Origin of the sequence: Rhizobium sp. N621, from assembly GCF_001664325.1 — a bacterium.
Lineage (GTDB): Bacteria > Pseudomonadota > Alphaproteobacteria > Rhizobiales > Rhizobiaceae > Rhizobium > Rhizobium esperanzae.
In genome coordinates this window covers 186,167-210,087 of record NZ_CP013498.1, presented here as the reverse complement: position 1 = coordinate 210,087, position 23,921 = coordinate 186,167, and the positions used below count along the sequence as shown (strand labels likewise).

Here is a 23,921-nt window from a genome sequence, read left to right as displayed (position 1 = left end):
ACCGCCGACGGCTCGCAACGCTTGCGCTTCCTGCGCAAGCAGGTTAAAACACTGAACTAGATGGTTCAGTATGTAAGTCCTCCCCTTGATCTCACGTTTGCGGCGCTGTCCGATGCGACCCGCCGCGGGATCATCGATCAGCTTGGGCGAGGAGGCGCGTCGATCACCAGTCTCGCTGATACGTTCCAGATGACGCTGACCGGCATGAAAAAGCACGTCCAGGTTCTCGAGCGGGCGGGGCTTGTCGTCACGCAGAAGGTCGGACGGGTGAGAACCTGCAAGCTGGGAAAACGCGGCCTCAAGGCGGAGGCCGAGTGGATCGAGGCGCATCGCAAGCTCTTCGAGGCCCGCTTCGAAGCATTGGACGAAATCATCAGCGAAATAAAACGGGAGGGACGCGATGACCGAGCAAGTTGACAGTGCATTTGGTGCGCAGAACCCCACGTCAGTCGAGCGCAGAGGGGATCGCGAACTTCTGGTAACCAGGACATTCGATGCGCCGCCGAGCACGGTTTACAAGGCGTGGGGCCAGCCCGAGCTGTTCCGGCGCTGGTGGGTGCCGAAAACGGTATCAGGCATTTCGCTCGTATCGTGCGAGCTGGATGTCCGCACCGGCGGCAAATATCGGCTGGAATTCGGCGCCGGCGGTTCGGACACCATGGCCTTCTACGGCAAGTATCTCGAGGTGGTGCCGAACGAACGCATCGTCTGGACCAACGACGAGGGCGAAGAGGGCGCGATCACGACCGTGACCTTCAAGGACCAAGGCGGGCGGACACTCCTGACTTTCCAGGAAGTCTATCCGTCCAAGGAGGCGCTCGAGGAAGCGCTGCAGGGCTCGGCGGTCGCATTGCCGGAGCAGTTGGAGCAGCTCGACGAATTGCTGTCCAGCATCGGCGAGTAGCGCCGGTCGGGAAAATCGCCTCGAGAAAGCGTCTGCTCTTGGGAAGTGACTCCGCCACCCGCCGGAGCGAAGGCGCGTTCCCGGACATTCACCCTAAATCGAAATGTAGCGAATGCTAACCTTGGGGCGAAGCCACCTTCCCGCGGCCGAGCTCGAAATTGCGCCGCCCCAAGTTTTTGCAGTCGCAAATTACTTGACTGACATTATCAAGGATTATACGCGCTTCGGCCAGTTTTCTGCCATTCGAAGCGCGAGCATGATCCCCGCCGACCCGTTTCCTGAAATCGCTCGCGCCGATCAGCGCCCGGCCCTTATCTTCGCCGACGGACGGACCCTCTCCTATGCCGACCTTAATGCCCGGACGCTGCGCTTCGCGGAGCGGCTGGGACGGGGGGAAAAGCGGCTTGTCGCGATCTCGGCCGAAGTTTCGGAACATGTCATCGTCGCCTATCTCGGCGCGCTGCGTGCCGGGCATGCGGTGGCCATGCTGCCGCCCTGCGATGACAGGCTGTGGCAAGAGTTTCTGTCAGCCTTTCAGCCGGATTTCACCTACCGCGCGGCCGGTGGCCGCTGGCGGATCGTTGGGGAAAGCCGGCCTCAGCGAAGCGACGCACCGCTGCATCCGGATCTCGCCTTGCTGCTGATGACCTCAGGCAGTTCCGGGCGCGCCAAAGCCGTGCGCCTGTCCTATGCCAATCTTGACGCCAATGCGCGTGCGATTGCCGGTTATCTCGAACTCTCCCCTGCCGACAGAACCGCGCTCGTTCTGCCGCTGCACTATTCCTACGGCCTCTCCGTCATCCATTCGCATCTCGTTGCCGGCGGCAGCATCTTCATCCCGGGCGTCTCCGTGGTCAGCGAGGATTTTGCAAGATTGCTCGGCGAAAGCGGCTGCACCAATCTTTCGGGCGTGCCCTATTCCTATGAGCTGATGGAAAAGACGCGCTTCCGAAAGCACGAGCTGAAGGCGCTGCGCTTCATGACGGTGGCCGGCGGACGGCTGGCGCCTGAGCTCATCCGCCTCTACCGCGACCATATGCGCGCGACGGGCGGCCGCTTCTTCGTCATGTACGGCCAGACCGAGGCCGCCGCCCGTATCGCCTTCGTGCCGCCGGAAAGCGTGGGCGACAATGAAGAGCGGATCGGCACCGCCATTCCCGGCGGCCGGCTGAGCCTCGTTGGCGATGACGGGCGTCCGCTCGACAGAGCTGGCGTTGCCGGAGAACTCGTCTATGCCGGCCCGAACGTGATGATGGGCTACGGCGCCGACCGCGCCGATCTTCAGCGGGGCGCCGAGATCGCGGCCTTGCACACCGGCGACATCGCCATGCGCGATGCGGACGGGTTCTTCCGGATCGTCGGCCGCAAGAGCCGTTTCGCCAAGATCGCAGGGCTGCGGATCGGCTTCGACATCATGGAGCAGGTTCTGGCTGAAAAGGGGATTGCGGCTGCCGTTGTCGGTGACGATCACGGTCTGCAGGCCTATGTGACCGATGCCGCTTCCGCCGATCGGGCGCTTGATATACTCCTCGAGGCGAGCCATCTTCCGGCAAGCTTGGTCTCCGTCAGGGCGCGACGCGAGCTTCCGAGGCTTGCCTCCGGCAAGATCGACTATGCCGGCCTCAGCGACGACATGCTGGCGACGCGCGAAACGAGCCGCGCGGCGGCGGTCAGCGTGCTCGATGCCTATATCAGGGTCTTCTACCCCCACAGTGTCAGCCGCAGCGACAGCTTCGTCTCGCTCGGCGGCGATTCCCTCCGCTTCCTGCAATTGACGATGGAGCTCGACAGGCTTGGCATCGAACTGCCGGAAGGCTGGGAGCAGACGGCGATCGCCGAGCTCGATATCGGCCCGCAGGTGGCACGGACCGATAGCGCCGAGGTCAGGGCGCTGCCGACCGATCTGGTCCTGAGGGCGATCGCCATCCTGCTCGTCGTCACCCATCACGAAATGCTCTGGCCCATTCCCGGCGGATCGGGCGTGATGCTGCTCCTCGTCGGCTTCAGCCTGGCGCGCTTCCAGTCGGGCCATTTCCTCGCCGGCAATTTCCGCCACGCGCTGCGGCCGGCAATCAATGTTCTCATTCCTTATTTTCTCATCGTCGCCGCCTATGGGCTCGCGTGGCAGACGATTCCCTGGGCTTCGGTGACGCTGACCGGCAATTTCGGCTATGCCGAGCCGGAGCGTCACGAGATGCTTCCCTATCTCTACTGGTTCATCGAAGCCTATGCGCAGACGCTTCTCGTCTTCTCGCTCATCTTCGCCCTGCCTGATGTGCGCCGGCTGGCACGGGCGCGACCCTTCGCCTTCTCGCTGGCGCTGCTGGCGCTCGCGGTCACCGCGCGGTTTTCGCTGCCGCACGTCTTCGATATCGGCCGGCGGCAGATTTTCACCCTCTACTGGGGCCTGCATCTCGGTCTGTTCGGCTGGTGCGCCGGCCTTGCCGGCAAGCCGGCGCAACGGCTCATCCTGACGGTCATTGCCGCCGCCGTGCTCGGTTATCTCGCCTTCTGGGAAACGCTCTGGATCGGCACGACGGTCAAATATCTGACGATCTTCACAGCGCTGATGGCACTGCTTTACCTGCCGCGCATTCCCCTACCCGTGCAGCTGGGGCGGCTGGTGACGCTGATCGCCGTCTCGGCCTTTCCCACCTACCTGCTGCACCGCTTCGTGCCGGAACTGCTGATGCCCGAGGCAGCGGGCGTGCTGCCGGCTCCGCTCTTTCATCTGCTGGCGATATCAGGCGGCCTGGCGGTCGGCGTCATCGCCAACAGAACCGCGGCGGATCTTCGCAATCTGCTGGGCGGCATAGCGACGGTCCGCGGCACGGGCGGGCGCGCCATTGCGGCGGAGACGGCCTGAGCCGTTTTCGGCGCGGCTACGATCGGGCTGACGCAGATCAGGCGAAATAGCGGATATATTAGCGCCACCGCACGAAAAGCTTGCATGCAAGCACTAAATCGGATGTGCTGAACACGGCTTCTGTGGTGTTGGGCGACCGCAAATGAAAACCCTCGACGCACGAATTCGGTTTACAGGTGAGCGGCGACAGGTCACTGCCCTTTTCTATGACATCGTCGGCTCGACGGAACTGCTATTGCGGAGCGAGCCGGAGAAATTCTTCCGATCGGTTTCGGCGTTACATCAGAATGCCGAAACGATCATAAGAAAACGCGGCGGGTTTCTTCATCAGCGGCTCGGCGATGGCGGATGCTGCTTCTTCGGATATCCCGAGCAATCCGAAGATGCCGCCGAAAGCGCGGTGCAGGCCTCCCTGGAACTGCTGCACATCGCCGCCGGGAGCAAAACCAAAGCGCGCACGCCCTTCCAGCTGCGGATCGGGGTCGCCACCGGTCTCGTGGTCTTCTCCACGGAAGGGGATGAGATCGTCGGCACGGCGCCGGTGCTGGCAGCGCGCCTGCAGGCGGAGGCCGAGCCCAATTCCGTGCTGGTCGCCGATTCCACAGTTCGGCTCACCCGGCACAAATTCGACTATAGGCTGGTTCGCGCAGCACGGTTGAAGGGCTTCGAAGATCCGATTGCGCTCTGGCGGCCGCAGGAGCGTGACCGGTCAGCGCCCGAAGCATCGCCGTCCGAGGGGCGCGACAGGCCGATCCGCGGCCGGGAAAAGGAGCTTGCCGCCCTTTCCGGCGCTTGGGCTTCGGCGCTCGAAGGCAAGGGAAGCCTGATCGCCGTCGTCGGCGAGGCAGGCATCGGCAAATCGAGACTGGTTGGCGAATTCGCCGGACGGCTGCGGCAGACGGCGCATGAGACGGTGGTCTTTCAGTGCGGCAGGCGCCTGGAGAGCCAGCCCCTGCATCCCTTCCTTTCTTTTCTCGAGAGGCTGGTCGAGCCCTCGGTTCTGAGGGATGGCGACCGTGAGACCTTCATGCGGGCGCTTCAGGCGTCCGGCCGAGAGGTGGACGCCGCCGTCGCCGACGCAATTCTCTCATTCACCGCCGACCGTTCCTTGCCAATGTCGCGCAATATCCGCGTCTCCGACCCATCCGGGCTGGCGTTCCGGCGCAAGGTGATCGAAGCCGCGGCCGGGATTCTGACCTGCAAGGCGCGGGCTTTCCCGACGCTGCTCATCTTCGAGGATGTTCACTGGGCCGACGACATGACGCTGGAGCTGATCGACCGGCTGGGGTCGCTGGCCGGCGGACTGCCGATCCTCGTGGTGCAGACATCGAGACTCAGGCGGTCTCTGGCGGTTGCAAGCGAGATCGAGCTGTCGGGGCTGAGCTCTGCCGCGGTTCGCGATCTCGTCGCCTCGATCTGGCATGAGCATCCGCCGCCCGGGCTTTCGGATTTCATTCTCGACCAATGCGACGGCATGCCGCTATACGCCGAGGAACTGGCCTATTTCTTCCAGGGAAGGCAGCCATTGGGCAAGTCGCTCTCCGAATGGCAAGGCCTGCTGCGCGACGGCAGCGTCACCTCGCTCAACGATCTGCTGTCCGCCAAGCTCGCTGCGACCGGTTCGGCACGGCGGGTGGCGCAGATTGCCAGCGTCATCGGCCGCGAATTCAGCATCTCGCTGCTCATCTACCTGCTCGAAGGCGTCAGCCGCCGGAGCGTCGACGCCGATATCGACCGGCTGCTTTCCGAGGGCATCATCGAGCGTTCGTCCGCCACGCAGGTCGCCTTTCAGTTCCGGCACGTGCTCGCGCAGGAGGCGGCCTATGGCAGCCTGCTGAAGAGCGACCGGCGCCGCATCCACCGGCGGATCGCCGATCGGCTGATCACGGAGGCAAAGCCCAGCCTGCCGGCTGCGATCGCCGCCTGGCAATGTGCCGAGGCCGGTCTGCATGATGCCGCCGCCCGCTTTGCCCTGGCGGCGGCGGAAGCAAGCGTTCTGCGCTCGGCCATGCACGAGGCCAACGTCTCGCTCGAACTCTGCGCGCGGGAGGTGGCGAGCCTTTCCCGGCGCCACGCCGGGCGCACCGAACTCGCCCTCAGCCTGTGCGAACTTCAAGGCGTCGTGGCGAGCGCCCTCGAAGGCGAGGGATCGGAGAGTGCGCGGCGGGTCTATTCCCGCGCCATGCAGCTTCTGCAGAAACAGCCGCCGGCCGTGCGGATGACCCATTTTCCGGTCTATTGGGGATGGTGGTTCACGGCACCCAACATTCTGACGCAGCAATCACGCGCGCGCATTCTCGTGGCGGACATGCAGGCCGTCGAGGATCGGGAGACGAGGCTTCAATCCTATCACTGCGGATGGGCGACCAGCTTCCACGCCGGCGAACACGGCTTTTGTCTCGATTGCGTTGCCAATGGCCTCAAGCTCTACGATCCGGAAAGCGCGGTCAGACATCGCGCCTTCTTCGGCGGACATGACGCCAAGGTCTGCGGGCTTGGCGAAAGCGCCCTCTCCTATCTGCTGCTCGACGATGCCGGGGCCAGCGAAACTGCGATCAGCGCGTGCCTGGAATGGGCTGGTTCGACCGATCATGCCGGCAGCATGGTGCATGCGCTTTATTACGCCATTGTGCTCCGCCGCTGCCAAAGCCGATATGACGATGTCCATGCGCTCGGCGAACGGATGCTGGCGCTTGCCGAGCGGCACGGGCTGGCCGCCAGCCAGGCGCGCGCCAATATGTATTGTGGCTGGGCGGAGCGCATGACCTCATCGGCCGCGCGCGGCGAGGCGCGTTTCAAGGCCGGCCTGCTGTTGCAGCAGCAACTGGGCACCGACGACAATTTTTCCATGCACAGCGACATGCATGCGCAGGTGCTGCAGCGGGTCGGAAGGCCTGCCGAAGCGCTGGCAACCGTGCAAAATGCGATCAGCGTCGGCCGCAGCAGCGGCCAGTCATTCTGGCTGGCTGAGCTTTATCGCCTCAGCGCCACGCTGAGGCGCGATCTGAATGAGACGCCGTCATCGATAAGAAGAGACCTGACGCGCGCGATCCAGATCGCCGAGGGACAGAAAGCCGCCTGGCTGGCGGCAAGGGCAAAGCGCAGCCTGGACGCATAGCCGCGGCCGTAACCTGAAATGGAAGGATGCGATGGACGAAGGGAGGCGCGATCATATCCTCGATATCATCCTTGATACCGCCCTTGATGCTGTCCTTGATATCGGGGGGGCCCCCTCGCCTCCCGATCCCGGGCAGACGGTGCAGCGCATCCTGGCGCGCAGAGAGGATTACGGCATTACCAGGCTGGGTTCGATCACCGGGCTCGACCGGATCGGCATCCCGGTCGTCCAGGTCGTGCGGCCGCGCTCACGCTCCGTCGCGGTCAGCCAGGGCAAGGGGCTGACCTTTGCCTTAGCGGCGATATCGGGCCTGATGGAATCGCTCGAGGGCTGGGCTTCGGAGCGGATTGCTCCGGAGCGCATCTTCACGGCAAGCCTGCGTGACATGGAACGGGGAGACTGGTCGCACCTCGGCGCCGGCCGCGGCGCGGAGACGCTTTCCTGGATTGACGGGCTCGATCTCTTTTCGGGGCGGAAAATCGCCGTTCCGCTTGCCCTTGTGGACTCCGCCTATATCGTCCCGTCGCCGCATCCCCATTGGCTCGCCCGCGACACGACGGGACTTGCAGCAGGCACCAGCCTTCAAGGCGCGGTGCTGCATGCGTGCCTTGAAGCTCTGGAACGGCAGGCCCGCTGCACGGCAATGAAGACGCCGCATTTCTTCGACCGCTTCCAGATCGACAGCCGGTCCGTTCAACGGGGAAGCGCCGGTGAGATCATCCGGCGTCTGTCCAAGGCAGGGTTTGTCGTCGGGATCTGGCAAATCCCGACGCCGCATGCGCTGCCGGTCTATTGGTGCCATGTCATGGAAGATGCAAGCCGAGCCCCCTTTGCGCCGCTGCCGGCCGAAGGCTTCGGCTGCGATTTCAGCCACGACAGGGCGCTGACGAGCGCCTTGCTCGAATCCTGCCAGTCCCGCCTCGGCGTGATTTCAGCGGCGCGCGACGATATCAGCGCGGAGCTTTACGGCCATGCCGACGCCGCGGAATTAACCGCCTGGCGCGCAGAACTCACAAGAGGCGGCCGGCCCTATGTCTGCGAAGAGGGGTCCGCCGCCGGCAGCCGCTCCATCCGGATGGCCATCGAGGCATTGAAGCTGGCGGGCGCGCAGGCGGCCGCTCTTGTGGTTCTTCATTCCGATGATCGCGTGCCGCTCCACGTCGTGCGAGTGGTTGCTCCGCCGCTGGAAACCAATGCGGAGGCCGATCTTGCCCTGTGATATCGTGGTTTTTCTCGGCCCCACGCTTTCCGAGACCGAGGCCCGGACATATCTCGACGCGATCTATTATCCTCCGGTCGGATGCGCGGATGTGGTGCGGGCCGTGGCGCGACATCAGCCTGCGGCGATCGTGCTGATCGACGGCGTTTTCGGGGAGCTTCCGGCGGTTCGCCACCAGGAAATTCTATGGGCAATGGCGCGCGGTGTGCGCGTCTATGGTGCCGCCAGCATCGGTGCGCTGCGGGCTGCCGAACTCGCGCCCGAGGGCATGATCGGCCATGGGATGATCTACCGCTGGTACCGGCGGCACCCGCTCGCCGACGATGCCGATGTCACCGTGCCGATGGCGCCCGCAGCACTCGGATCACGCGCATTGGGCGATGCTCTGATCGACATCAGTTTGACACTCAGAAAAGCCGAACGCGCCGGCATCATTCAAAGGCGGCTCCGAGACCGGCTTGAAACGCTGGCGCGCGCAATTCACTTCAGCGAAAGATCATATTCCAGGCTTCTGGCGGCGGCAGAAAACAACCGGTGCCCCGCCAACCAGCTTCAAGCACTAAAAACCTGGCTGAAAATTGGCGCCACAAGCCGGAAGCGGACCGATGCGGTAAATCTGCTGACATATCTCGCCGGTCAAAAGATCAATCGGCCGAATACGCCCGCTCCTTGTGAATTTGAACTTACCGAATCATTCGCCAATGACATGGAGTACTACAACATGCTCGACAGTCTCTTGCCGAAAGGCACGTAGTACTGGTATAGTCGACGATCGCTTGACGTTGGGCAACGAGCGGTGGGGGCGGCATTGGATGCCATCACGCATCAGGAGGGCGCAGGCACCGGGGCAGCTGCAGAGCGGCCGTTAGGTACACGTTTCCTTGTCTTTCCCCAGCCTTCCTTCATTCCCGGCTATGAAAAACCCGAGGTGGTGTGGATCGGACCCTCGGCCGGGCCGATTCTGGCGGGGCCGTCCGACGACAGGATCTATGTGGCAAATCCTGTCGAAGCGAAACCGCCCTATGCCGCGCCCTATATTCCGCCTTATCCCGGCCTGCTGCGCCCGCCGGCCGAGCCCGGCCCGGACGGGCATTTCGATCACATCGGGCCGGACTCACCGGCTTTCCTTGCAACCCATAGCTATGCCTGCGCCCGCCGCGTCCTCGATATCTGCGAGGGTTATCTCGGGCGCCCGCTCGTCTGGTTCTTCCAGCCGACGCTGGAACGGCTGGAGATCATTCCGCGCATCCCGCATTGGCAAAACGCCCAATCCGGCTTCGGCTTTCTCGAACTGGGCGAGAGCGAAGGAAAACGCCCGGCCTCCTGCTTCGCGCTGAATTTCGACGCGGTCGCGCACGAGATGGGCCACCTCGTTCTTCTGAGCGAACTCGGCATTCTCGAAGGCGACGGCGCCGGCAGCGACTTCTTTTCCTATCATGAGGCGATCGCCGATTTCACCTCGCTGCTCGGACTGCTGCACTTCGATACGGCGCTTGACCGGCTGCTGCGCCGCACCGGCGGAAATCTGCTCTTGCACAACGAACTCGACAAATTCGCCGAGCTCAGCGACGAGAAGCAGCTGCGGTTGCTGAACAACTCGCTTCGTATCGGCGATGTCAGCCGGGAAGTGCACGACCGATCCAAGCCCTTTGCGGCGGGCCTGTTCGATGGCCTCATCGAGGTCTACCAGTCACTGCTTTTTGCGCGCGGGCTGTCGGACATCGATCCGAAGCGGTTCAGCGACCTGCGCCAGCAGATGGCGCCAAGGCTGATGGAAGAAGGACTTCGGACATCGGCGGCATCCTATGAGCTGCGGCACTTCGCGGTAAAGGCCGCCCTGCAGGAGGCGCGCGACATTGTCGGCGAAGCGCTCCTGCGTTCCTGGAGATATCTCGACCCCGACAGCCTGACCTTCGAAGCGGCGGCAGTTGCCCTCCTCGAGGCGGCGAGCCGCGGGCGCGGGGTGGCTTATCTCGATCAGCTTGAAGATTGCATGAGGTGGCGCGGCATTTTGTAACCAAACGACGGGAGGCATCGATGACAGACGACAGCGTTCCAGCACCTTCTGGACCTCATTATGTAGCGGATGAAATCATACTCTATGGCGTGGATTTGAATGACGCCGGCGGCATTGCCCATCTGGAGGTCGGGATGGCGGGAACGACGGAGCTCCAGATCAGACTACGATCCGGAACGATAATCGGCTCCACAGTGCTTGCCTATGGCTACGCTTTCGAGGGTCACTGCTACAGGCTGGATTCAACTCGCATTTTTATTGTTACAGGTCCGAATGCCGAGCCTGCGGTCGGCTGCGGCTTTGACACGTGCCTCGGTTACAAAATGTGGCGGATCACCGCGTCTGAACAAATCCTCGAAGTCTCAACGGCCTTTGGCGATGCCAGGAGCCTTATCTTGGATTCGCAGCTGCCCGGGAAGAGATCCCCTAGCTCCTACTCTATCACCTTGAGGATGGCGCATCGCAATGGCCGCCTGCAAAACGACTAGCTCGCAACAACGGGAGGACAATCATGGCTTATAGAGTCAAGGTTTGCGTATCGGAAGCCTGTGCAGCGCTCACAGCGACAGACTGGCTCAGCAACAGACCCTGCGTGAACATAGCAACGGGTGAAGAGATCAAAGAGGTTGAAATAGCTGCCCCGACGACCTTCGAGATAGCGGTTGGGATTAGAGACGGCGCAGGTCGTGTCGATATCCATGATCCGGCACATGGTACTTCCAAATACAATATTCCGCGCGAGCTTGATGCGAGTGGAAAAATTACGTTTCCTAAAGATGGGGCCGTATCGCCAAAGGATCTCGACAAGCTTGCCAAAGGGGTCGAGGAGTTAAGGGAGGAGGTCGCGGCTTTAAGGCAAGAGGTCGCGGCACTAAAGTAGCGGATTGGAAGCCGCCCTTACGGCGTCTTGCGCAAATCCGCCTCGTCCCGACAATGGCGGCGGCTTCGTCGAGCAGGACGTCCTTGGCCTTCTTGCGGGCATTTTCCATGGCGATATCGGCCTCATGCTGCGCTCGTCCGCCTGCAGGCCATCGTCTCCCTTTCGCCGAAGCTCGCGAGATCCGACAGTCCCGGCAGGCTAACGCGAAGCCGCGACCGGCTTCATCCAACTCGGGAGCTCCATTTGGCTGCTCCCCAACTCCTCAAGGGCTTCCGTGGCGAAGCTCGGCACGGCGCCTGTCCAGCGCAGTTCGCCATCCGCGTTGGAATGGCCGCCGCCATCGAGCTTGTAGATGCTCTCGACGATATACTGGCCGTCCTCATTGAGGCCCTTGATCTCGGAAATTTCGATGACCCGTCGCCGACCGGTGCGCTTGAACCGGGCAATCTGGACGACGACGTCGACGGCGGAAGCGATCTGTGAGCGCAGCGGCCGCAGCGGCATGTCGATATCCGACATCAGCGCCAGGGTCTCCAGCCGGTGCAGTGCGTCGTAGGGCGTATTGGCATGCACGGTCGAAAGGCTGCCGCTATGGCCCGATGTCATCGCCTGGATCATATCGAGCGCTTCGCCGCCGCGGCACTCGCCGACGATGATGCGGTCCGGCCGCATTCGCAGGGAAGAGCGGAACAGCTCGCGAATGCTGGCGCCGCCGCGACCGAACCTGTCGGGCTTGGTGACTTCGAGATAAACGACGTGCTCCTTGCGGATCTGCAGTTCCGACGTGTCCTCGATGACGATGACCCGCTCATGATCGGCGAAGGCTTCCGATAGCGCGTTCAGCATCGTCGTCTTGCCGGTGCCGGTGCCGCCCGAGATGATCACATTCTTCTGCAGCCCGACCGCCGCCTGCAGCAAGGACAGCGACTCCTCCGTCAGGCTGCATTGGGTGACGAGGTCGCGAATGCTGCGATGTTCTCTCAGAAAGCGGCGGATGGAAATGCAGAGCCCGGTGCGGGCGGCCGGCGGCTGGATCATCTGCACGCGCGAACCGTCCGGCAGACGGGCTTCGACGCTCGGTTCTTCCGGCGTCAGGCGCTTGCCTGAGAATTGCGCGATGCTGCGCGCCGCCGATTCCAGATCCTCGCGGCTGGCGAAGCGCGTATCGGCGCGTTCGAGCTTGCCGCGCCTTTCGACGAAGATATCGGAGGTTCCGTTGATCAGGATTTCGGAAACGCTCGGATCCTCGAGCAGGAAGCGGATCGGCGCCAGGAGCTTGTCCAGCGCCCGGGTCAGAACCTGGAAGGTCGCCTGTTCGGCAGCGTCGTCGGAAACGGCTTTCATCAGAGCGGCATCCCGACAAGGACGGAACTCATGCCGAACAGCGTTACCATCATCTGGACCGCAGTCGGAAAGAACAACATCAGTGGAATGAGGACCAATGCAAGTATCAAGACGCTGCTCATCGTTTCCATGGTTTTGTCTCCGGAACGACTGACGGGCCATAGCCAATATTGAAGACGAGCTTAATCCAGATCGGCAAGCAACGCCATGGGGGCGCCCTCGCCCGCCCGCCACTTTGGCCGTGTTGCTTCTGCCTCTTCTATCGCCTTGAAACCATTGACCAATAATGGAGCAGCAGACGATATCCGCGAAAATCGCTCCACTGCATGCCTCACCCAAAAAAATTATAGCTTAATCAGCCTGTTAGCCTGAAAACGCCGCCGTCAACCGCATGTCTGCAGGCGACGCCTCCAAGACAATTGGAACCCTGCCTTCCGTTTGCTTGACGGAGGGCTGGCCTTGGGCGCACTCTTGGGTCTTAATGATGTTGCTCAACAAGCGTTGGCGACCGGGGAAGAAAAGCAGAAGCAGAAAAAATCATTGGAACGAGCAACGTGCTGGTTCGGATCGATGGCGCATGCTTGCTTCTTCTTCACCAAGGTCTTCGATCCGAAACAAACCATGGAACGAGGAATACGCAGATGTTTGCAAAACTCAAGACTCTCGCAATTGCACTTCACAAGGACGAACGCGGCGACATGGCCCAGATCGTCCTCGCCGTCGCCCTGATCGTCATTCCGCTGATGCTGCTCCTGCTCGCATTCGGCAAACAGATCGGCGAATGGTTCAACGAAAAGAATACGGCTCTCTCCGACGCCGAGAGAATTCCTGAGCCGGGTCAATAAGCGGGGTCGGTGTCATGGACATGACCTACGATCTGACCCTGATGCCAGCGGCGGCGGCTCTTGCCGTCGCCTGCGCCACGACCGCGGCGGTGTTCGATCACCGCCATGGTAAGATCCCGAACGCCGTCACCTACCCCTGCCTGCTTGCCGGGTTCATGCTGGCGGCGATCGGCGGCGGTCTCGCGGGGGTCGGCCTGGCTTTTGCCGGCCTCCTTGCCTCAGGCCTGATCTTCATCATCGCCTTCGCAGCCGGAGGCTGCGGCGGCGGTGATGTCAAGCTGATGGCGGCGCTCGGCGCCGTTCTCGGCCTCTGGCCGGCCATCGACGTGACGCTCGCATCGCTGATGATCGGCGGCACGATTGCCGTCTTCTCGATGGCGCGGCGGGTTCAATGGAGCGTGCTCGTGCGAAGCCTCGGCCTGTTCGCCCTGCTTCTGCCCGCCGGTTTCCGCGACGCCGCCTCGGTGCTGAAGCCGCGCGAAACCCATCATACCGTCCGTTTCGGCGTCGCCGCCGCTCTCGGACTTCTCTGGTGCCTGTTCATGCCTGATTTCACCCCTCTTTCACTCGTGAGGTAACGGCAATGCGCGCGGAACTCGAACGCCCCACTTTCGACGGTGCTTTCTGGAGTTCGATCCTGCACTCGCGGACCTTCTGGATCCCCCAGGATCACGGCGCGCTTCTCGGCACCTTCGCAATCGCCATGCTGTTGCTTGCCTCGATGCTGCTGCTGCCGCGGCTTTCCGCCCGCCGGCGCCGGATGTCGGAGCTTCACGGCGATATCTCAGGCAGCACGACGATGATGGATTTCGTGCTGGTTACGCCAATCTTCGTCTTCTTCATGTTCGTGGTCTTCCAGTTCACGATCCTGGCGAAGAACCACCTCTTCACCCACTATGCCGCCTATGCGGCGGCCCGCAGCGCCCGCGTCTATTTCTGCCCGGCCCTGCCGATCACCATCCACAGCTTCATCGGCCCCAAGACCTGCGATAACGATGCTGCAGCGGGCAAGGCCGATCTCGCCGCCCGCCTGGCGCTGATCCCGGCCGCTCCCTACGACCAGCTGAAATGCGTCGGCGCCTGCCAGCCGCCGGAAGAGGCGCTGAAGAGCCTTGCCGACGCCTCGGGCCTGTCGAAGAACTGGCGCGCCATGCGCAACCAGGCCCGCTACATGTTCGACCCGCAGAACGTCACGGTCACCGTCGATCGCGCCCCGATGGCGCTCTATGCCGCCATCAACCGCTCGCCGCATGTGCCTGTCACGGCCAAGGTCGAAGCGCGCTTCCTGCTGCTCGAATATGCCGGCTGGGTCTTTGCCCGCGGCCAGCGGAAGGACGGGCGTTACTACACTATTTCGACGGCGGAGGTGAACCTGCTATGACCTCGTCCTTCATCAAGCGTTTGCACCGCGACCAGCGCGGCTTCCTGTCTCCGATCATCCTCTACATGACGATCGCGCTCGCGCTGATGATCGTGTGGATCCTCAACACCGGGCAGATGATCTATGACAAGCAGCGCACGCAGGATACCGCCGATGCCGCCGCACTCGTCCATGCCGACTGGGAGGCGCGCTATCTCAACATCATGGCGATGAACAATGTCGCCTCCTCGCAGGCAACCGTGGTCATGGCGACGTCGGTCGCCTACCAGCTGACGACGGCGGAACTGTTTCTGCGCTCGAGCGCCATTCTGGCGAAACTCGCCCAATACTCCTTCACCGAAGGCTTCGGACCGGCGTCGCTCCTGCCGCCGTTGCCGCCGATGCCCTATTGCCCCGGCTGGCAGAAGGTCCCGATCGTCGGCGGCATCATCTACGGCGCTTGCCTGGCGTTCCAGGGGTTCCGCGCGACCGAAGCCACCAAGGCGATCGCCTATACGGTGGCGGCGCAGGCCAAATATGATCCCTGGAATCTGATCAAAAAGTCTAGGGACATCATCGATGCGATGAATGATCTCAACGATTATCTCGTTGAAAGCTTTCCCGAGCGGGTCGGCAATGAGGCCTTGCATCTGGTTCGGTTGAACAAGTCGGATCACGTCGTCTTCCATCCGCCCTGCGAGTCTTGCGGACAGGCCGGAGAAGGTGCCGGCGGCAACCTGCCGGTGGACCGTGATGGCGTCAATCCAGCCGCTGCCTATACGGAAATGTGCCTTGCCATGTCCTATGGCACCCAGGGACAGGATCCGCTCCTGATGCGCGGCGAATACGCCAACCGCGGCTTCCCCAACGGCAAGGGCCCCTTGACGGCAGGCGGCGTAGACGGCAGCCATATCCGCGACTGGGTCAACCATGAGAGCGGCATCGACAATCAGCTGGTGGAGTTCTACATCTTCTACGAAGCCTTCGGGCCGGCCTATCTGAGCAAGGTCCCGTTCAAGGCGATTGTCGAACAATATGCCGGCGATCTCAGCTGGTGGCAGGAACTGACGCTCGATGCCAGCTTCTGGATCGCCGACAAGGTCTTCGGCGTCGGCTTCGGCATCACCAATCCCTTCCAGCTGCCGATCGACGTGCCGCCGCGCTATTCCGACTCGCAGACGAAGGACGAGAACGACTTCACCCGCAAGTTCGACATGATCTGGAACCAGGTCTGCGGCCCGGCGGGCGGGGCGATCTCGGTGACCGGTGCCAATCTGCCGCTCGTCTCCTTCCCGAAGCCCTACTGGCTAAAGGGACGCATCCCCTTCAACTTCACGCCCTTCGGAGGCGACCAGCTCACCGACTACCAGACGCTGGCGATCGTTTCGCGGGCGCCGCGCGCCAGGCTCCAGGTTCGGCTGTTCAAGGACAAGACGCCGTCCGCTTATGCGCTGGCGCAGAGCTGGGTTCACAATTACACGGCCTTCGATCTCTACACCCAGGACTGGCTTGCCTCGCTGGCGCCCGCGACCCTCGCCGATGATGCCGGCGCGGTTTCCAGCACCATCAAACAGAGCCCGGCCGCCGACAGCTTCACCGGCCTGACACGCGTCTTCGACCAGGGAGGAGCCAATGCCTGGGCTGCCGTCAACACACACTGAGCACGACGGAGGCGCGCCGGCCGGCGGGTTCATGATGCGGCTGCACCGCGATCGCCGCGGTCTCGCCTCGATCGAATTCGTGCTCGCCGCGCCGGTTATCCTGCTGATCGTGATCTTCGTCATTCACGCCAACAAGATTTCCACCAAGAAGGTCGCGACCATGCTTGCCATGCGCAATTCTGCCTTCGCCGAGGCGTCCGGCCTCAACTGCACGTCGGATTTCTCGAACGTGTTCCCGATCCCGGCCTTGCCGGCCCTTCCCGGAGGAGACGCCATCAACTGTTCGCGCACGCCTTCGCATGAAGGCGGCGGCGATCCTCAACGCACCTTTATCTGGGACGATGTGCAGAACACCCTCGAGAGTAATGGACGCGAGTTCGGCGATATGGTCGGCGAGCTCGCCGACGAGAAGCCGCAACTCGTGACCGCGACCGCCGACCGCGTCTACAAGTTCAGGGATTCCGACGATCTCGACACCATCCGCAGCATCCGCTGGAAGGATGCGTTCACAGTGGATGACTCGACGCTGTTTATCTCGCACAACAACGACACGACGCGCCGCGGCTACGATCCGACGCTGCGCCGAGAAATCCGCCATGTGGCCAGCCATTCCGGCGATCTCTTCGACGGCGTCTTTCCGGGGGCAAAGTGACATGGCACAGCGGTCAAGCATTTCCGTTCATCTCCTCGGTACGGCCCTGGTCGTCGGGCTCGCCGTGATATTGGCCACACCGGGGCGCGCCGAGATCTATAAGGATATCCGGGTGACGCTGAATTCGATGCTGGCCGGCATTCTCGGGACGCCGGAACGGGCGCCGCGCGATCTCGTCATCAACGGCCAGCCGCTCGAGTTCACGCCGTACCAGAGCGATCGCAGCATTTCCGATATCACCGACGAGTGGCTGCGGGTGCTGGCCGCCAATACCCGGCCCGCCATGCCGAAAAGCAGCGGCCGGGAGGAACTGACCGCCGTCATCGCAGCCAACATGATGATCGTCCCGAAGGTGAGCCGCATCCGCGACGACCTTGCCGTTGTCGTGCGCTTCTTCGACGGCGACGGCGAGGCTGCGCTCGACTACATGAGACGGCAGGATCCGAACGATCCTTCGGCGAAAGCGCCGATTCCGGGCGTCTCGATCATGATCCGCCGGCCTGCCGATGCGCCGATGACCGAGGTGCTGATGAGCCGCTTCGACGATGTCGCCGCGACGCTGCCGGCCTTCGCCGCGCCTGCCGATGTCGGCAAGCTGCCGGTGTCGCTGCGTCCGCCGGCCGGCGTCGAGGTGCTGAGCGATATCGGCGACCGTGACAAAGGCCATATGTCGCGCACGGTCGTGTCGAAGGGCACGCTCGCCGCCGCGCGCTGGTCCGATCAGCGCGCCGACCTGCTAATCCGCGATGGCTTCACCATCGAAACGCCGCCGGCTGAGCGCGGCGGCGTCACCGCGCTTTATGGCCGGCGCGGCAGTGTCGAAGCCAATGTTCTCTACACCAGAAGCAAAACCGACGGCAGGACCGTTGAGGTCATTCAAATCAGGCAACCCTTCGTCGAAGGAATAACACCATGAACTGGAAGCTCATTGCCGCTGTGATCGTCGGGCTCATTACCGGCGTTCTCCTCTACTTCTGGACCGAGAGCGTCAAGAACGAGCAGGTGGCCTACGCCTTCATGCGGCTGCAGCCCGACAAGAAGGTGACGAGAGGACAGGCGATCACCCCGGACATGCTCGCCGAACCGGTGATGCTGCCGGAAAGCTTCGGGGCGCTTGCCAAGCTCGCGGTTCCCGCCGCCAGCGCCTATCAGGAATGGCTGAAGGACCGGACGGCCGCGGCCGATATTCCGGCCGGCTCGGTGCTGCTCTTCCAGTATTTCGACGATACCGACGGCGGGCGGCTGACGACGATGATCGCGCCCGGCAAGCGGGCGCTCACCCTGCCGGTCAACGCCGCCGAGGCGGTCGGCCATTTCGTCGAGCCGGGCAGCTATGTCGATATCCTCGGCACGGTCGATGAACCCGTCGAGCCGGTGGCGCCGCCCGCCGCGACGCAGCCGGGAACGCCCGGGCAGACGCCTGCCGCACCGGCGGCGCCGGCCCAGCCGCCCTCGCCAGTCGAGCAGATGCTGAAGAACTATCTCACCCAATATCCGGGCGCCGACGAGAACGACGTCAACGCCTACCGGAAGCAGGCGCAGGACTACAAGCTCGGCATCAGCTCGCGCACCCGCGTCGTCACCCGCACCTTCCTGCAGAACGTCAAGGTGCTCGCCGTCGGTGCGGCGACTACGCCGGAAGGTGCGGTCACCAAGGCCAATAGCAGCTACAATCACGTGACGGTCGAAGTGACGCCGTCGGAAGCCGAGATGCTGATCTTCGCCATGGGCCAGGCGAATGGCAGCCTCAACCTCGTGCTGCGCAATCCGACGGACAATAGCGTCGAAGACCTGCCAAGCATCAACTGGACGCGCATGTGATCGTTTCAAGGATTGAGCCATGCTGTTGAAGATTTCCTATGAGGACGGCAGCGGACGGGAGGTGATCCCGCTCTTGGCGAACGAGACCTATTTCGTCGGCGAAAGCAGCACGCTTTCGCTGCCGGCCGGCGCCGGCGTCGTGCGGCTGCGCGGCAGCCACGTCTCCTCGCCGCAATTCGTGCTGCGCAAGTCAAGCCAGGGCTGGTCGGTGCAGCATCATGGCCGCAACCCGACGCGAGTCGACGACCAGCCGCTGAGGGCCGGCACGCCGGTGGCGGTTTCGGCCGGCATGTCGATCTGGGTGCCGAATGTCACCATCGAACTCGTCGAGCCGGCGGCGGCGCCGGAGGCGGTGACGCAGTTTCCGGACCAGGAGCGGGTGCTGGCACTGCAGATGGAAATACATGAGCGATTGCTAAAGGACACGCAATATGACCGGCTGGTGAAATCCTCCGATTTCGGCCGCGAGGAGACGCGCAGCCGCATCCGCGAACGCCTCGACCTGTTCATCAAGGAGGCGCTGGACTCAGCACCGCAGGATCTCGTCGTCCTCGTCATCAAGAATGCCGTCTACCGGTGGCTGGCAAAGCGCATCGCCCGTACCGGCCGGCGCGACGGCGCTTCGAATGCGGCGACCCTCGCGCGCGAAGAGCAGGACAACCGCCGGCTCTTCGATGTCGGCAAGGCGCTGATCTCGGCGCTGCAACTGAAGCTGAACTTCGAATCCACCCGTTCCGATTTCGCCCAGCTCGACACCAAGTTCGGCGCCGCCTTCCAGGCCCGGCAGGCGCTGTTCAACGCCGGGGATCGCTACGAGATCGCCCATATGCACCTGCGCTCCAATATCGAGGAGCTGATGTATCGCTGGGGCACGATTTCGGAACTGATGGATCTCGACGTCATCTCGGAAATTATGGTGACGCGTTATGACGAGATCTATGTCGAGAAATTCGGTCTGCTGGAGCGCTACCCCTTCGCCTTCGCCAATGAGCGACAGCTGATGAAGGTGATCGAGCGCATCGCCGTCGATTCCAACCGCTCGATCAACGAGAGCGAGGCGATGGCCGACTTCCGCATGCCGGACGGTTCGCGCGTCAACGCCGTCATCCCGCCGCTCGCCGTCAAGGGCGCCTGCCTCACCATCCGCAAATTCGGCGGCAAATCGCGGCTCGACATCAGCAAGCTGGTCGCCGCCGGCGCGCTCAGCGAACCGATGCGCGCCTTCCTCGAGGCGGCGGTGCGCGCCCGCAAGAACATCGTCGTCTCCGGCGGCACCGGCTCCGGCAAGACGACGCTCCTGAACAGCCTGTCGCAGTTCATTCCGGTCGGCGAGCGCGTCGTTGCGGTCGAGGACACGTCCGAACTGCAGCTCGACGGCATCCATGTCGTCTATCTGCAATCGCGGCCGAAGACGGCGGAGAGCGAAACCAGCGTCACCATCCGCGACCTGGTGCGCAATGCGCTGCGCATGCGTCCCGACCGCATCATCGTCGGCGAGTGCCGCGGTGCGGAGGCGATCGACATGCTGCAGGCGATGAATACCGGCCATGCCGGTTCGATGACCACGGCGCATGCCAACACGCCGCAGGACATGATGACCCGCCTGGAGGTGATGGTGCTGCAGGGCCAGAGCTCGCTGCCGGTGACGGCGATCCGCCAGCAGATCGTCGCCGCCGTCGAACTCGTGGTGCAGCTGAACCGGCTGGAAAGCGGCCGGCGCGCCGTCACCGAGATATCCGAGGTGATCGGCATCGATCCGGACACCGGCCTCATCATCGTCGAGCCGATCTTCAATCTCGTCGGCCGCGCCGGCGGCCAGGCGGTGCATGCCTTCACCGGCTATCTGCCGAGCTTCGTCGCCGAGCTCGTCGCCTTCGGCGAAGACGGCGAGATCAAGAACCTGGATATGTTTGTTTGAGGGTGGAACCATGGACATCAGCATTCTGCAGATCCTGACGATCGCCCTCGGCGCGGTGACCGCGGGACTGCTCGTCTGGGGCGCGCCGGTGCAATGGCCGGCACCACTGCTGCGCGCCACCGAACGCGATATCGCGCTCGCCAGCGAAGCGGCCCAGGTCTTCGGCCGCGATGCGGTGCCGCCCTATACGATGATCCTTGCCTATGCCATCACCGCGATCGTCGTCTTTGCTCTGGTCTCGCTGATCTTCGGCCCGATCGTCGGCATCGTCGTCGCCATTCCCGTCGCCTTCTTCCTGCCCAAGGCGACGATCCGCTATTTCCTGCAGCGGCGCTGGCTGCAGATCGAATCGCAGCTTCCCTATGCCGTCGACCAGATCGTCTCGGCGGTGCGCACCGGCAAGCCGCTCGCCGTCGCCGTCAATGCGGTCGCCGATACCGGCCAGATGCCGTCCTCGCGCGAATTCGAGCGCATCGCCCGCGAACAGAAGCTCGGCATCGGCCTGGTCGAGGCGCTCGACCGCCACGGCCGCACCGTGCCGAGCCTGCATTTCAAGATGGTCGATGCCGCCCTCGGCCTGTTTGCCCGCCAGGGCGGCGACATATCCGAGCCGCTGACGGAAATGTCGAAATCCTTCAAGGAGATCTGGAAGCTCGACCAGAAGATCAGCACCTCCTCGTCGCAGGCGCGGATGAACTTCCGCGTCGTCAATGGCGGCGCGCTGTTCATGATCCTGATGATCTTCTTCGGTCAGCCTGAGCTGATCGACAAGGTGTTCGGCAACGCCATCGGCATCGTCATCGCGATCGTCGGCGCCATTCTCTATGCCACCGGTTTTTTCTGGATGCGCTCGATGATGAAGGTGTCGGTATGATGTCGCAAATCCCCCTCGCCCCGATCATCATCGTCCTTGCCGGCATCACCGCGGCGCTCATCGTCTGGTGGATCGGCGACCTGCTCGGCAGCATCCAGGTCGTGCGGCGAAAGGCCGGCGGCGACGGGCCGCCGCCGAATATCGTCGACAGCATCGGCATGCGCACGCCTGTCGAATTCGTGCTGAGGCACTTCGAGCCGCTCCTCGCCGATTTCGGCGCGCAGCTCGAAAGGAAGCTGATCTATGGCGGCCGGCCGTTCGGCGGGGTGACGGGGCGTGAATATATCGCCCTTCTCATCGTCTTGAGCCTCTTCGGCTTCATCCTGCTCGGCGTGCTGTTCGGCATTGCGAGCGGCAGCATCATCGGCGGGCTGGTCGCCGGCCTGATCCTCGGCTTCATCCCCGCCATCTATTTCTGGGTGGTCGCCGACGACAAGATGCAGGACCGCAAGGAACGCATCTCGCGCGAATTTCCCTATTTCCTCGATCTCGTCGTCATGACGCAGCAGGCGCAGGCGACGCTCCCGGAAAGCCTCAGGCTTTATTCCGAGGCCGCCCCGGGCACCGTGATGAGCGAGGAGATCGAGCAGACACTGAAGGACGTGGCGCTCGGCACCGGCATGATCGAGGCGCTGCAGCGCCTGGAGGCGCGCATGACGGCCGAGGAGGTGGTGCGGGTCATCCGCGCCGTCATCCAGGGCGAGGTCGAGGGCAGCAACCGCGTCGAGCTGTTGCGCGAACATGCGCGCGACCTGCGCTTCCGCCGCTGGGAAAAGGCCGACAGGGCCAGTGAAAAGCTGAAGGCCAAGATCGTCATGCCGGCGATGATGATCGTCGTGTCGATCCTGCTTCTGGTGCTGGCGCCGGCAATCGTCGAGATGATGTCGAGTGGGATGTTCTGATCATGGTCTTTTCCTTCTTTCGCGGCAACAAACCCAGCCTTCTTCAGACCGGCCCCGGCGGCCAGAGCCGCAGCCATGTGCTCGACCGGGCGGAAATGTCGATCGGCCGGGCAGCCAATGCCGATATCGTGGTCGACGATCCGTTCCTGGCGCCGATCCACGCGCGCATCGAAAAGCAGAGCGACGGCGGCTTCATCATCCGCCGCATGGGGCTGAACCCGATCATGCTGCGCGGCGAGGCGCTGCTGCAGACGGCTTCGCTGAAAGCCGGCGACAGTTTCCGCCTCGGCAAGGATGTCGAGTTCCAGTTTGTGGAGAAGGCGCCGGCCAAGGAGGCGCCGAAGAAGGAGGCTGCCAAGGCAGACGACGGCAAGCCGAAAAAGCCGCTCTTCAAGCAGCCGGCCTTCCTCGCCGGCATGGGCCTCGTCTACCTCGCCGTGGTCGGCATCATCGGATATGTGATCCTCTCCGGCGGCGGCAGCACGGAGGCCGGCCCGACAGCGGAGCGCATCAACGCGGAAGCGGCCCGCATCCCGACATGCATCAAGAACGCCAGGCGCCTGCGCCAGGTCTCCGAGCAGACTTTCAACGGCGCCGTCGGCGGCCGCGTCGGCCGCGATGGCGATGTCACCTATGCCGCGCTTTCGCTGGCGACCGAACCCGCCGACGATGCGGCGCTGGCGAAGGCGGCAGAGCCGATCGTCGAGGCCTACAAGCGCACGGCGCTCGCAGCCCTTGCCTCGGAAAACCGCGGCAACAACACGCTGGCGCAGAGCCTCTATCAGCAGACCTACGATCTCGTTCCCGACGTCAACTGCTCGGCCGCGCGTTTCGCGCTGCAGCGCCGCGCCGCCACCAAGCCGCCGGCGCGGCGGTGAGCGCCGATTCGAAACTCTTCAAAACGGCTCGGAGGGTCGACCGGCCAGCGCGCGTCGTAGTCACGCCTACGGCCAAGCCGGCCGGTCGATCAGCGGCCCGCAGCTTCGGTGACAAATCTGCGGAACCCCTGAATGCCGGAGACACCTTGAGTATGCCCTCGCCACGCTTTTCGCCTGACGAAAATCTGCTCCGGCAGAGTTAGCCATCCAATGGTTTGACTTTGCTACGTTTGTCCGGCGCGATGCCGCCCGGATTAACCTCATTTGTTGCCGGGCCCGGTCGAACCGCAGTCGTTGCAGTTGGTGTTGTCCGGGTTGCCCTTGTTTGTTGAGGTGTCCTTGGTGCCGTTGCTGCTTCCTGCGTTGTCGTTCGGTGGCAGGTTGCCGCTTTCGCCCATGGTTGTGGTCTCGTCCCGTGAATTGCTGCTGGCAGCAAACGTCGACTGAAGCCCACCGAGCAGAAGTGCGAGGGCGGTGAAAACCGAAAGCGTAAGTCTCGACATGGTACATGCTCCTTGATCGGGGTTCACTAACATCAGGCATGCGCCAGAGCGTTCCTTTTGGAGATGTGCTGGCTCCCCTCCGGCGTTGGTCGCCAACGGACTACGACTCCTCGCCCCGCCTCGCGGCGGGAGCTGAATCGGATGTTAGGATTCTCCTCA

Annotated in this window: 23 protein-coding genes; 20 read left to right on the top strand and 3 right to left on the bottom strand. The window is 63.2% G+C overall.

The features are described 5' to 3' along the window. Window positions 1-60: 60 nt before the first annotated feature. The 9 genes from AMK00_RS25590 to AMK00_RS32740 all read left to right on the top strand — a co-directional run bounded on the left by AMK00_RS25590 (window position 61) and on the right by AMK00_RS32740 (window position 11,004). Window positions 61-417: an ArsR/SmtB family transcription factor gene (locus tag AMK00_RS25590; protein ID WP_064812140.1), complete on the top strand. Its 357-nt coding sequence runs from the start codon at window positions 61-63 to the stop codon at window positions 415-417. After that, window positions 401-904 (top strand): SRPBCC family protein, encoded by a 504-nt coding sequence (locus AMK00_RS25585; RefSeq protein WP_064812139.1) that lies wholly within the window; start codon window positions 401-403, stop codon window positions 902-904. The genes AMK00_RS25590 and AMK00_RS25585 overlap by 17 nt, the downstream gene beginning before the upstream one ends. Window positions 905-1,160: 256 nt before the next feature. Then, on the top strand, window positions 1,161-3,770 hold the full coding sequence (locus AMK00_RS25580; RefSeq protein ID WP_064812321.1) for an AMP-binding protein: 2,610 nt from the start codon (window positions 1,161-1,163) through the stop codon (window positions 3,768-3,770). A 142-nt stretch (window positions 3,771-3,912) separates the two neighbouring features. Continuing rightward, complete coding sequence (locus tag AMK00_RS25575) at window positions 3,913-6,888, top strand: ATP-binding protein (RefSeq protein WP_064812138.1); 2,976 nt, start codon at window positions 3,913-3,915, stop codon at window positions 6,886-6,888. Window positions 6,889-6,919: 31 nt separating this feature from the next. Further along, window positions 6,920-8,107, top strand: a complete 1,188-nt coding sequence (locus tag AMK00_RS25570; protein WP_064812137.1) for a YcaO-like family protein — start codon at window positions 6,920-6,922, stop codon at window positions 8,105-8,107. Beyond that, entirely contained in the window at window positions 8,010-8,861 is an 852-nt protein-coding gene (locus AMK00_RS25565) for a TfuA-like protein (RefSeq protein WP_335720579.1), read from the top strand. The genes AMK00_RS25570 and AMK00_RS25565 overlap by 98 nt, the downstream gene beginning before the upstream one ends. Before the next feature lie 42 nt (window positions 8,862-8,903). Further along, window positions 8,904-10,124, top strand: coding sequence for a hypothetical protein (locus AMK00_RS25560; protein ID WP_064812135.1), 1,221 nt, complete (start codon window positions 8,904-8,906; stop codon window positions 10,122-10,124). 20 nt (window positions 10,125-10,144) lie between these two features. Beyond that, window positions 10,145-10,612, top strand: a complete 468-nt coding sequence (locus tag AMK00_RS25555) for a hypothetical protein (RefSeq protein ID WP_064812134.1) — start codon at window positions 10,145-10,147, stop codon at window positions 10,610-10,612. Between the two features lie 23 nt (window positions 10,613-10,635). Next, the gene (locus AMK00_RS32740; protein WP_064812133.1) at window positions 10,636-11,004 is read left to right on the top strand and encodes a hypothetical protein; all 369 of its coding nucleotides are present in this window, start codon (window positions 10,636-10,638) and stop codon (window positions 11,002-11,004) included. 198 nt (window positions 11,005-11,202) lie between these two features. Here AMK00_RS32740 and AMK00_RS25545 read toward each other — a convergent pair whose 3' ends face one another. Then, window positions 11,203-12,348 carry a CpaF family protein gene (locus AMK00_RS25545; RefSeq protein ID WP_064812132.1) on the bottom strand — a complete coding sequence of 382 codons (1,146 nt, stop codon included), beginning with the start codon at window positions 12,346-12,348 and terminating at the stop codon, window positions 11,203-11,205. After that, window positions 12,348-12,479 carry a hypothetical protein gene (locus AMK00_RS33480; protein WP_257784635.1) on the bottom strand — a complete coding sequence of 44 codons (132 nt, stop codon included), beginning with the start codon at window positions 12,477-12,479 and terminating at the stop codon, window positions 12,348-12,350. Before AMK00_RS33480 ends, AMK00_RS25545 begins: the two co-directional genes overlap by 1 nt. A gap of 510 nt (window positions 12,480-12,989) precedes the next feature. On the opposite strand from AMK00_RS33480, the gene AMK00_RS25540 reads away from it, so the two are divergent. From AMK00_RS25540 to AMK00_RS25490, 11 genes are read left to right on the top strand one after another with little or no spacing between them, the layout of a single operon-like run. Then, window positions 12,990-13,193, top strand: a complete 204-nt coding sequence (locus AMK00_RS25540) for a hypothetical protein (protein ID WP_064808298.1) — start codon at window positions 12,990-12,992, stop codon at window positions 13,191-13,193. Between the two features lie 14 nt (window positions 13,194-13,207). Further along, on the top strand, window positions 13,208-13,771 hold the full coding sequence (locus AMK00_RS25535) for a prepilin peptidase (RefSeq protein ID WP_064812131.1): 564 nt from the start codon (window positions 13,208-13,210) through the stop codon (window positions 13,769-13,771). 5 nt (window positions 13,772-13,776) lie between these two features. Further along, window positions 13,777-14,574 carry a TadE/TadG family type IV pilus assembly protein gene (locus AMK00_RS25530; RefSeq protein WP_064812130.1) on the top strand — a complete coding sequence of 266 codons (798 nt, stop codon included), beginning with the start codon at window positions 13,777-13,779 and terminating at the stop codon, window positions 14,572-14,574. Continuing rightward, window positions 14,571-16,214 (top strand): TadE/TadG family type IV pilus assembly protein, encoded by a 1,644-nt coding sequence (locus tag AMK00_RS25525; RefSeq protein WP_064812129.1) that lies wholly within the window; start codon window positions 14,571-14,573, stop codon window positions 16,212-16,214. The genes AMK00_RS25530 and AMK00_RS25525 overlap by 4 nt, the downstream gene beginning before the upstream one ends. Beyond that, window positions 16,186-16,866, top strand: coding sequence for a TadE/TadG family type IV pilus assembly protein (locus AMK00_RS25520; RefSeq protein WP_064812128.1), 681 nt, complete (start codon window positions 16,186-16,188; stop codon window positions 16,864-16,866). The genes AMK00_RS25525 and AMK00_RS25520 overlap by 29 nt, the downstream gene beginning before the upstream one ends. Before the next feature lies 1 nt (window position 16,867). Next, entirely contained in the window at window positions 16,868-17,782 is a 915-nt protein-coding gene (locus AMK00_RS25515; protein ID WP_064812127.1) for a hypothetical protein, read from the top strand. Then, the gene (gene cpaB, locus AMK00_RS25510; protein ID WP_064812126.1) at window positions 17,779-18,687 is read left to right on the top strand and encodes a Flp pilus assembly protein CpaB; all 909 of its coding nucleotides are present in this window, start codon (window positions 17,779-17,781) and stop codon (window positions 18,685-18,687) included. Before AMK00_RS25515 ends, cpaB begins: the two co-directional genes overlap by 4 nt. 19 nt (window positions 18,688-18,706) lie before the next feature. Then, window positions 18,707-20,605, top strand: coding sequence for an ATPase, T2SS/T4P/T4SS family (locus tag AMK00_RS25505; RefSeq protein WP_064812125.1), 1,899 nt, complete (start codon window positions 18,707-18,709; stop codon window positions 20,603-20,605). Window positions 20,606-20,615: 10 nt separating this feature from the next. Beyond that, a complete protein-coding gene (locus AMK00_RS25500; RefSeq protein WP_064808282.1) occupies window positions 20,616-21,479 on the top strand; it encodes a type II secretion system F family protein in 864 nt (287 codons plus the stop codon). After that, the gene (locus tag AMK00_RS25495) at window positions 21,476-22,381 is read left to right on the top strand and encodes a type II secretion system F family protein (protein WP_064812124.1); all 906 of its coding nucleotides are present in this window, start codon (window positions 21,476-21,478) and stop codon (window positions 22,379-22,381) included. The genes AMK00_RS25500 and AMK00_RS25495 overlap by 4 nt, the downstream gene beginning before the upstream one ends. A 2-nt stretch (window positions 22,382-22,383) precedes the next feature. Further along, complete coding sequence (locus tag AMK00_RS25490; RefSeq protein ID WP_064812123.1) at window positions 22,384-23,259, top strand: FHA domain-containing protein; 876 nt, start codon at window positions 22,384-22,386, stop codon at window positions 23,257-23,259. 260 nt (window positions 23,260-23,519) lie between these two features. Here AMK00_RS25490 and AMK00_RS25485 read toward each other — a convergent pair whose 3' ends face one another. Beyond that, window positions 23,520-23,762 carry a hypothetical protein gene (locus AMK00_RS25485; protein WP_064808276.1) on the bottom strand — a complete coding sequence of 81 codons (243 nt, stop codon included), beginning with the start codon at window positions 23,760-23,762 and terminating at the stop codon, window positions 23,520-23,522. Between the last annotated feature and the right edge of the window lie 159 nt (window positions 23,763-23,921).

What these genes read in the sequence shown, in the direction of transcription:
- AMK00_RS25590 (WP_064812140.1), top strand. Translation starts at nt 61, where the DNA reads ATGGTTCAGTATGTAAGTCCTCCCCTTGATCTCACGTTTGCGGCGCTG.
- AMK00_RS25585 (WP_064812139.1), top strand. Translation starts at nt 401, where the DNA reads ATGACCGAGCAAGTTGACAGTGCATTTGGTGCGCAGAACCCCACGTCA.
- AMK00_RS25580 (WP_064812321.1), top strand. Translation starts at nt 1,161, where the DNA reads ATGATCCCCGCCGACCCGTTTCCTGAAATCGCTCGCGCCGATCAGCGC.
- AMK00_RS25575 (WP_064812138.1), top strand. Translation starts at nt 3,913, where the DNA reads ATGAAAACCCTCGACGCACGAATTCGGTTTACAGGTGAGCGGCGACAG.
- AMK00_RS25570 (WP_064812137.1), top strand. Translation starts at nt 6,920, where the DNA reads ATGGACGAAGGGAGGCGCGATCATATCCTCGATATCATCCTTGATACC.
- AMK00_RS25555 (WP_064812134.1), top strand. Translation starts at nt 10,145, where the DNA reads ATGACAGACGACAGCGTTCCAGCACCTTCTGGACCTCATTATGTAGCG.
- AMK00_RS32740 (WP_064812133.1), top strand. Translation starts at nt 10,636, where the DNA reads ATGGCTTATAGAGTCAAGGTTTGCGTATCGGAAGCCTGTGCAGCGCTC.
- AMK00_RS25545 (WP_064812132.1), bottom strand. Translation starts at nt 12,348, where the DNA reads ATGAAAGCCGTTTCCGACGACGCTGCCGAACAGGCGACCTTCCAGGTT.
- AMK00_RS33480 (WP_257784635.1), bottom strand. Translation starts at nt 12,479, where the DNA reads ATGGAAACGATGAGCAGCGTCTTGATACTTGCATTGGTCCTCATTCCA.
- AMK00_RS25540 (WP_064808298.1), top strand. Translation starts at nt 12,990, where the DNA reads ATGTTTGCAAAACTCAAGACTCTCGCAATTGCACTTCACAAGGACGAA.
- AMK00_RS25535 (WP_064812131.1), top strand. Translation starts at nt 13,208, where the DNA reads ATGGACATGACCTACGATCTGACCCTGATGCCAGCGGCGGCGGCTCTT.
- AMK00_RS25530 (WP_064812130.1), top strand. Translation starts at nt 13,777, where the DNA reads ATGCGCGCGGAACTCGAACGCCCCACTTTCGACGGTGCTTTCTGGAGT.
- AMK00_RS25525 (WP_064812129.1), top strand. Translation starts at nt 14,571, where the DNA reads ATGACCTCGTCCTTCATCAAGCGTTTGCACCGCGACCAGCGCGGCTTC.
- AMK00_RS25520 (WP_064812128.1), top strand. Translation starts at nt 16,186, where the DNA reads ATGCCTGGGCTGCCGTCAACACACACTGAGCACGACGGAGGCGCGCCG.
- AMK00_RS25515 (WP_064812127.1), top strand. Translation starts at nt 16,868, where the DNA reads ATGGCACAGCGGTCAAGCATTTCCGTTCATCTCCTCGGTACGGCCCTG.
- cpaB (WP_064812126.1), top strand. Translation starts at nt 17,779, where the DNA reads ATGAACTGGAAGCTCATTGCCGCTGTGATCGTCGGGCTCATTACCGGC.
- AMK00_RS25505 (WP_064812125.1), top strand. Translation starts at nt 18,707, where the DNA reads ATGCTGTTGAAGATTTCCTATGAGGACGGCAGCGGACGGGAGGTGATC.
- AMK00_RS25500 (WP_064808282.1), top strand. Translation starts at nt 20,616, where the DNA reads ATGGACATCAGCATTCTGCAGATCCTGACGATCGCCCTCGGCGCGGTG.
- AMK00_RS25495 (WP_064812124.1), top strand. Translation starts at nt 21,476, where the DNA reads ATGATGTCGCAAATCCCCCTCGCCCCGATCATCATCGTCCTTGCCGGC.
- AMK00_RS25490 (WP_064812123.1), top strand. Translation starts at nt 22,384, where the DNA reads ATGGTCTTTTCCTTCTTTCGCGGCAACAAACCCAGCCTTCTTCAGACC.
- AMK00_RS25485 (WP_064808276.1), bottom strand. Translation starts at nt 23,762, where the DNA reads ATGTCGAGACTTACGCTTTCGGTTTTCACCGCCCTCGCACTTCTGCTC.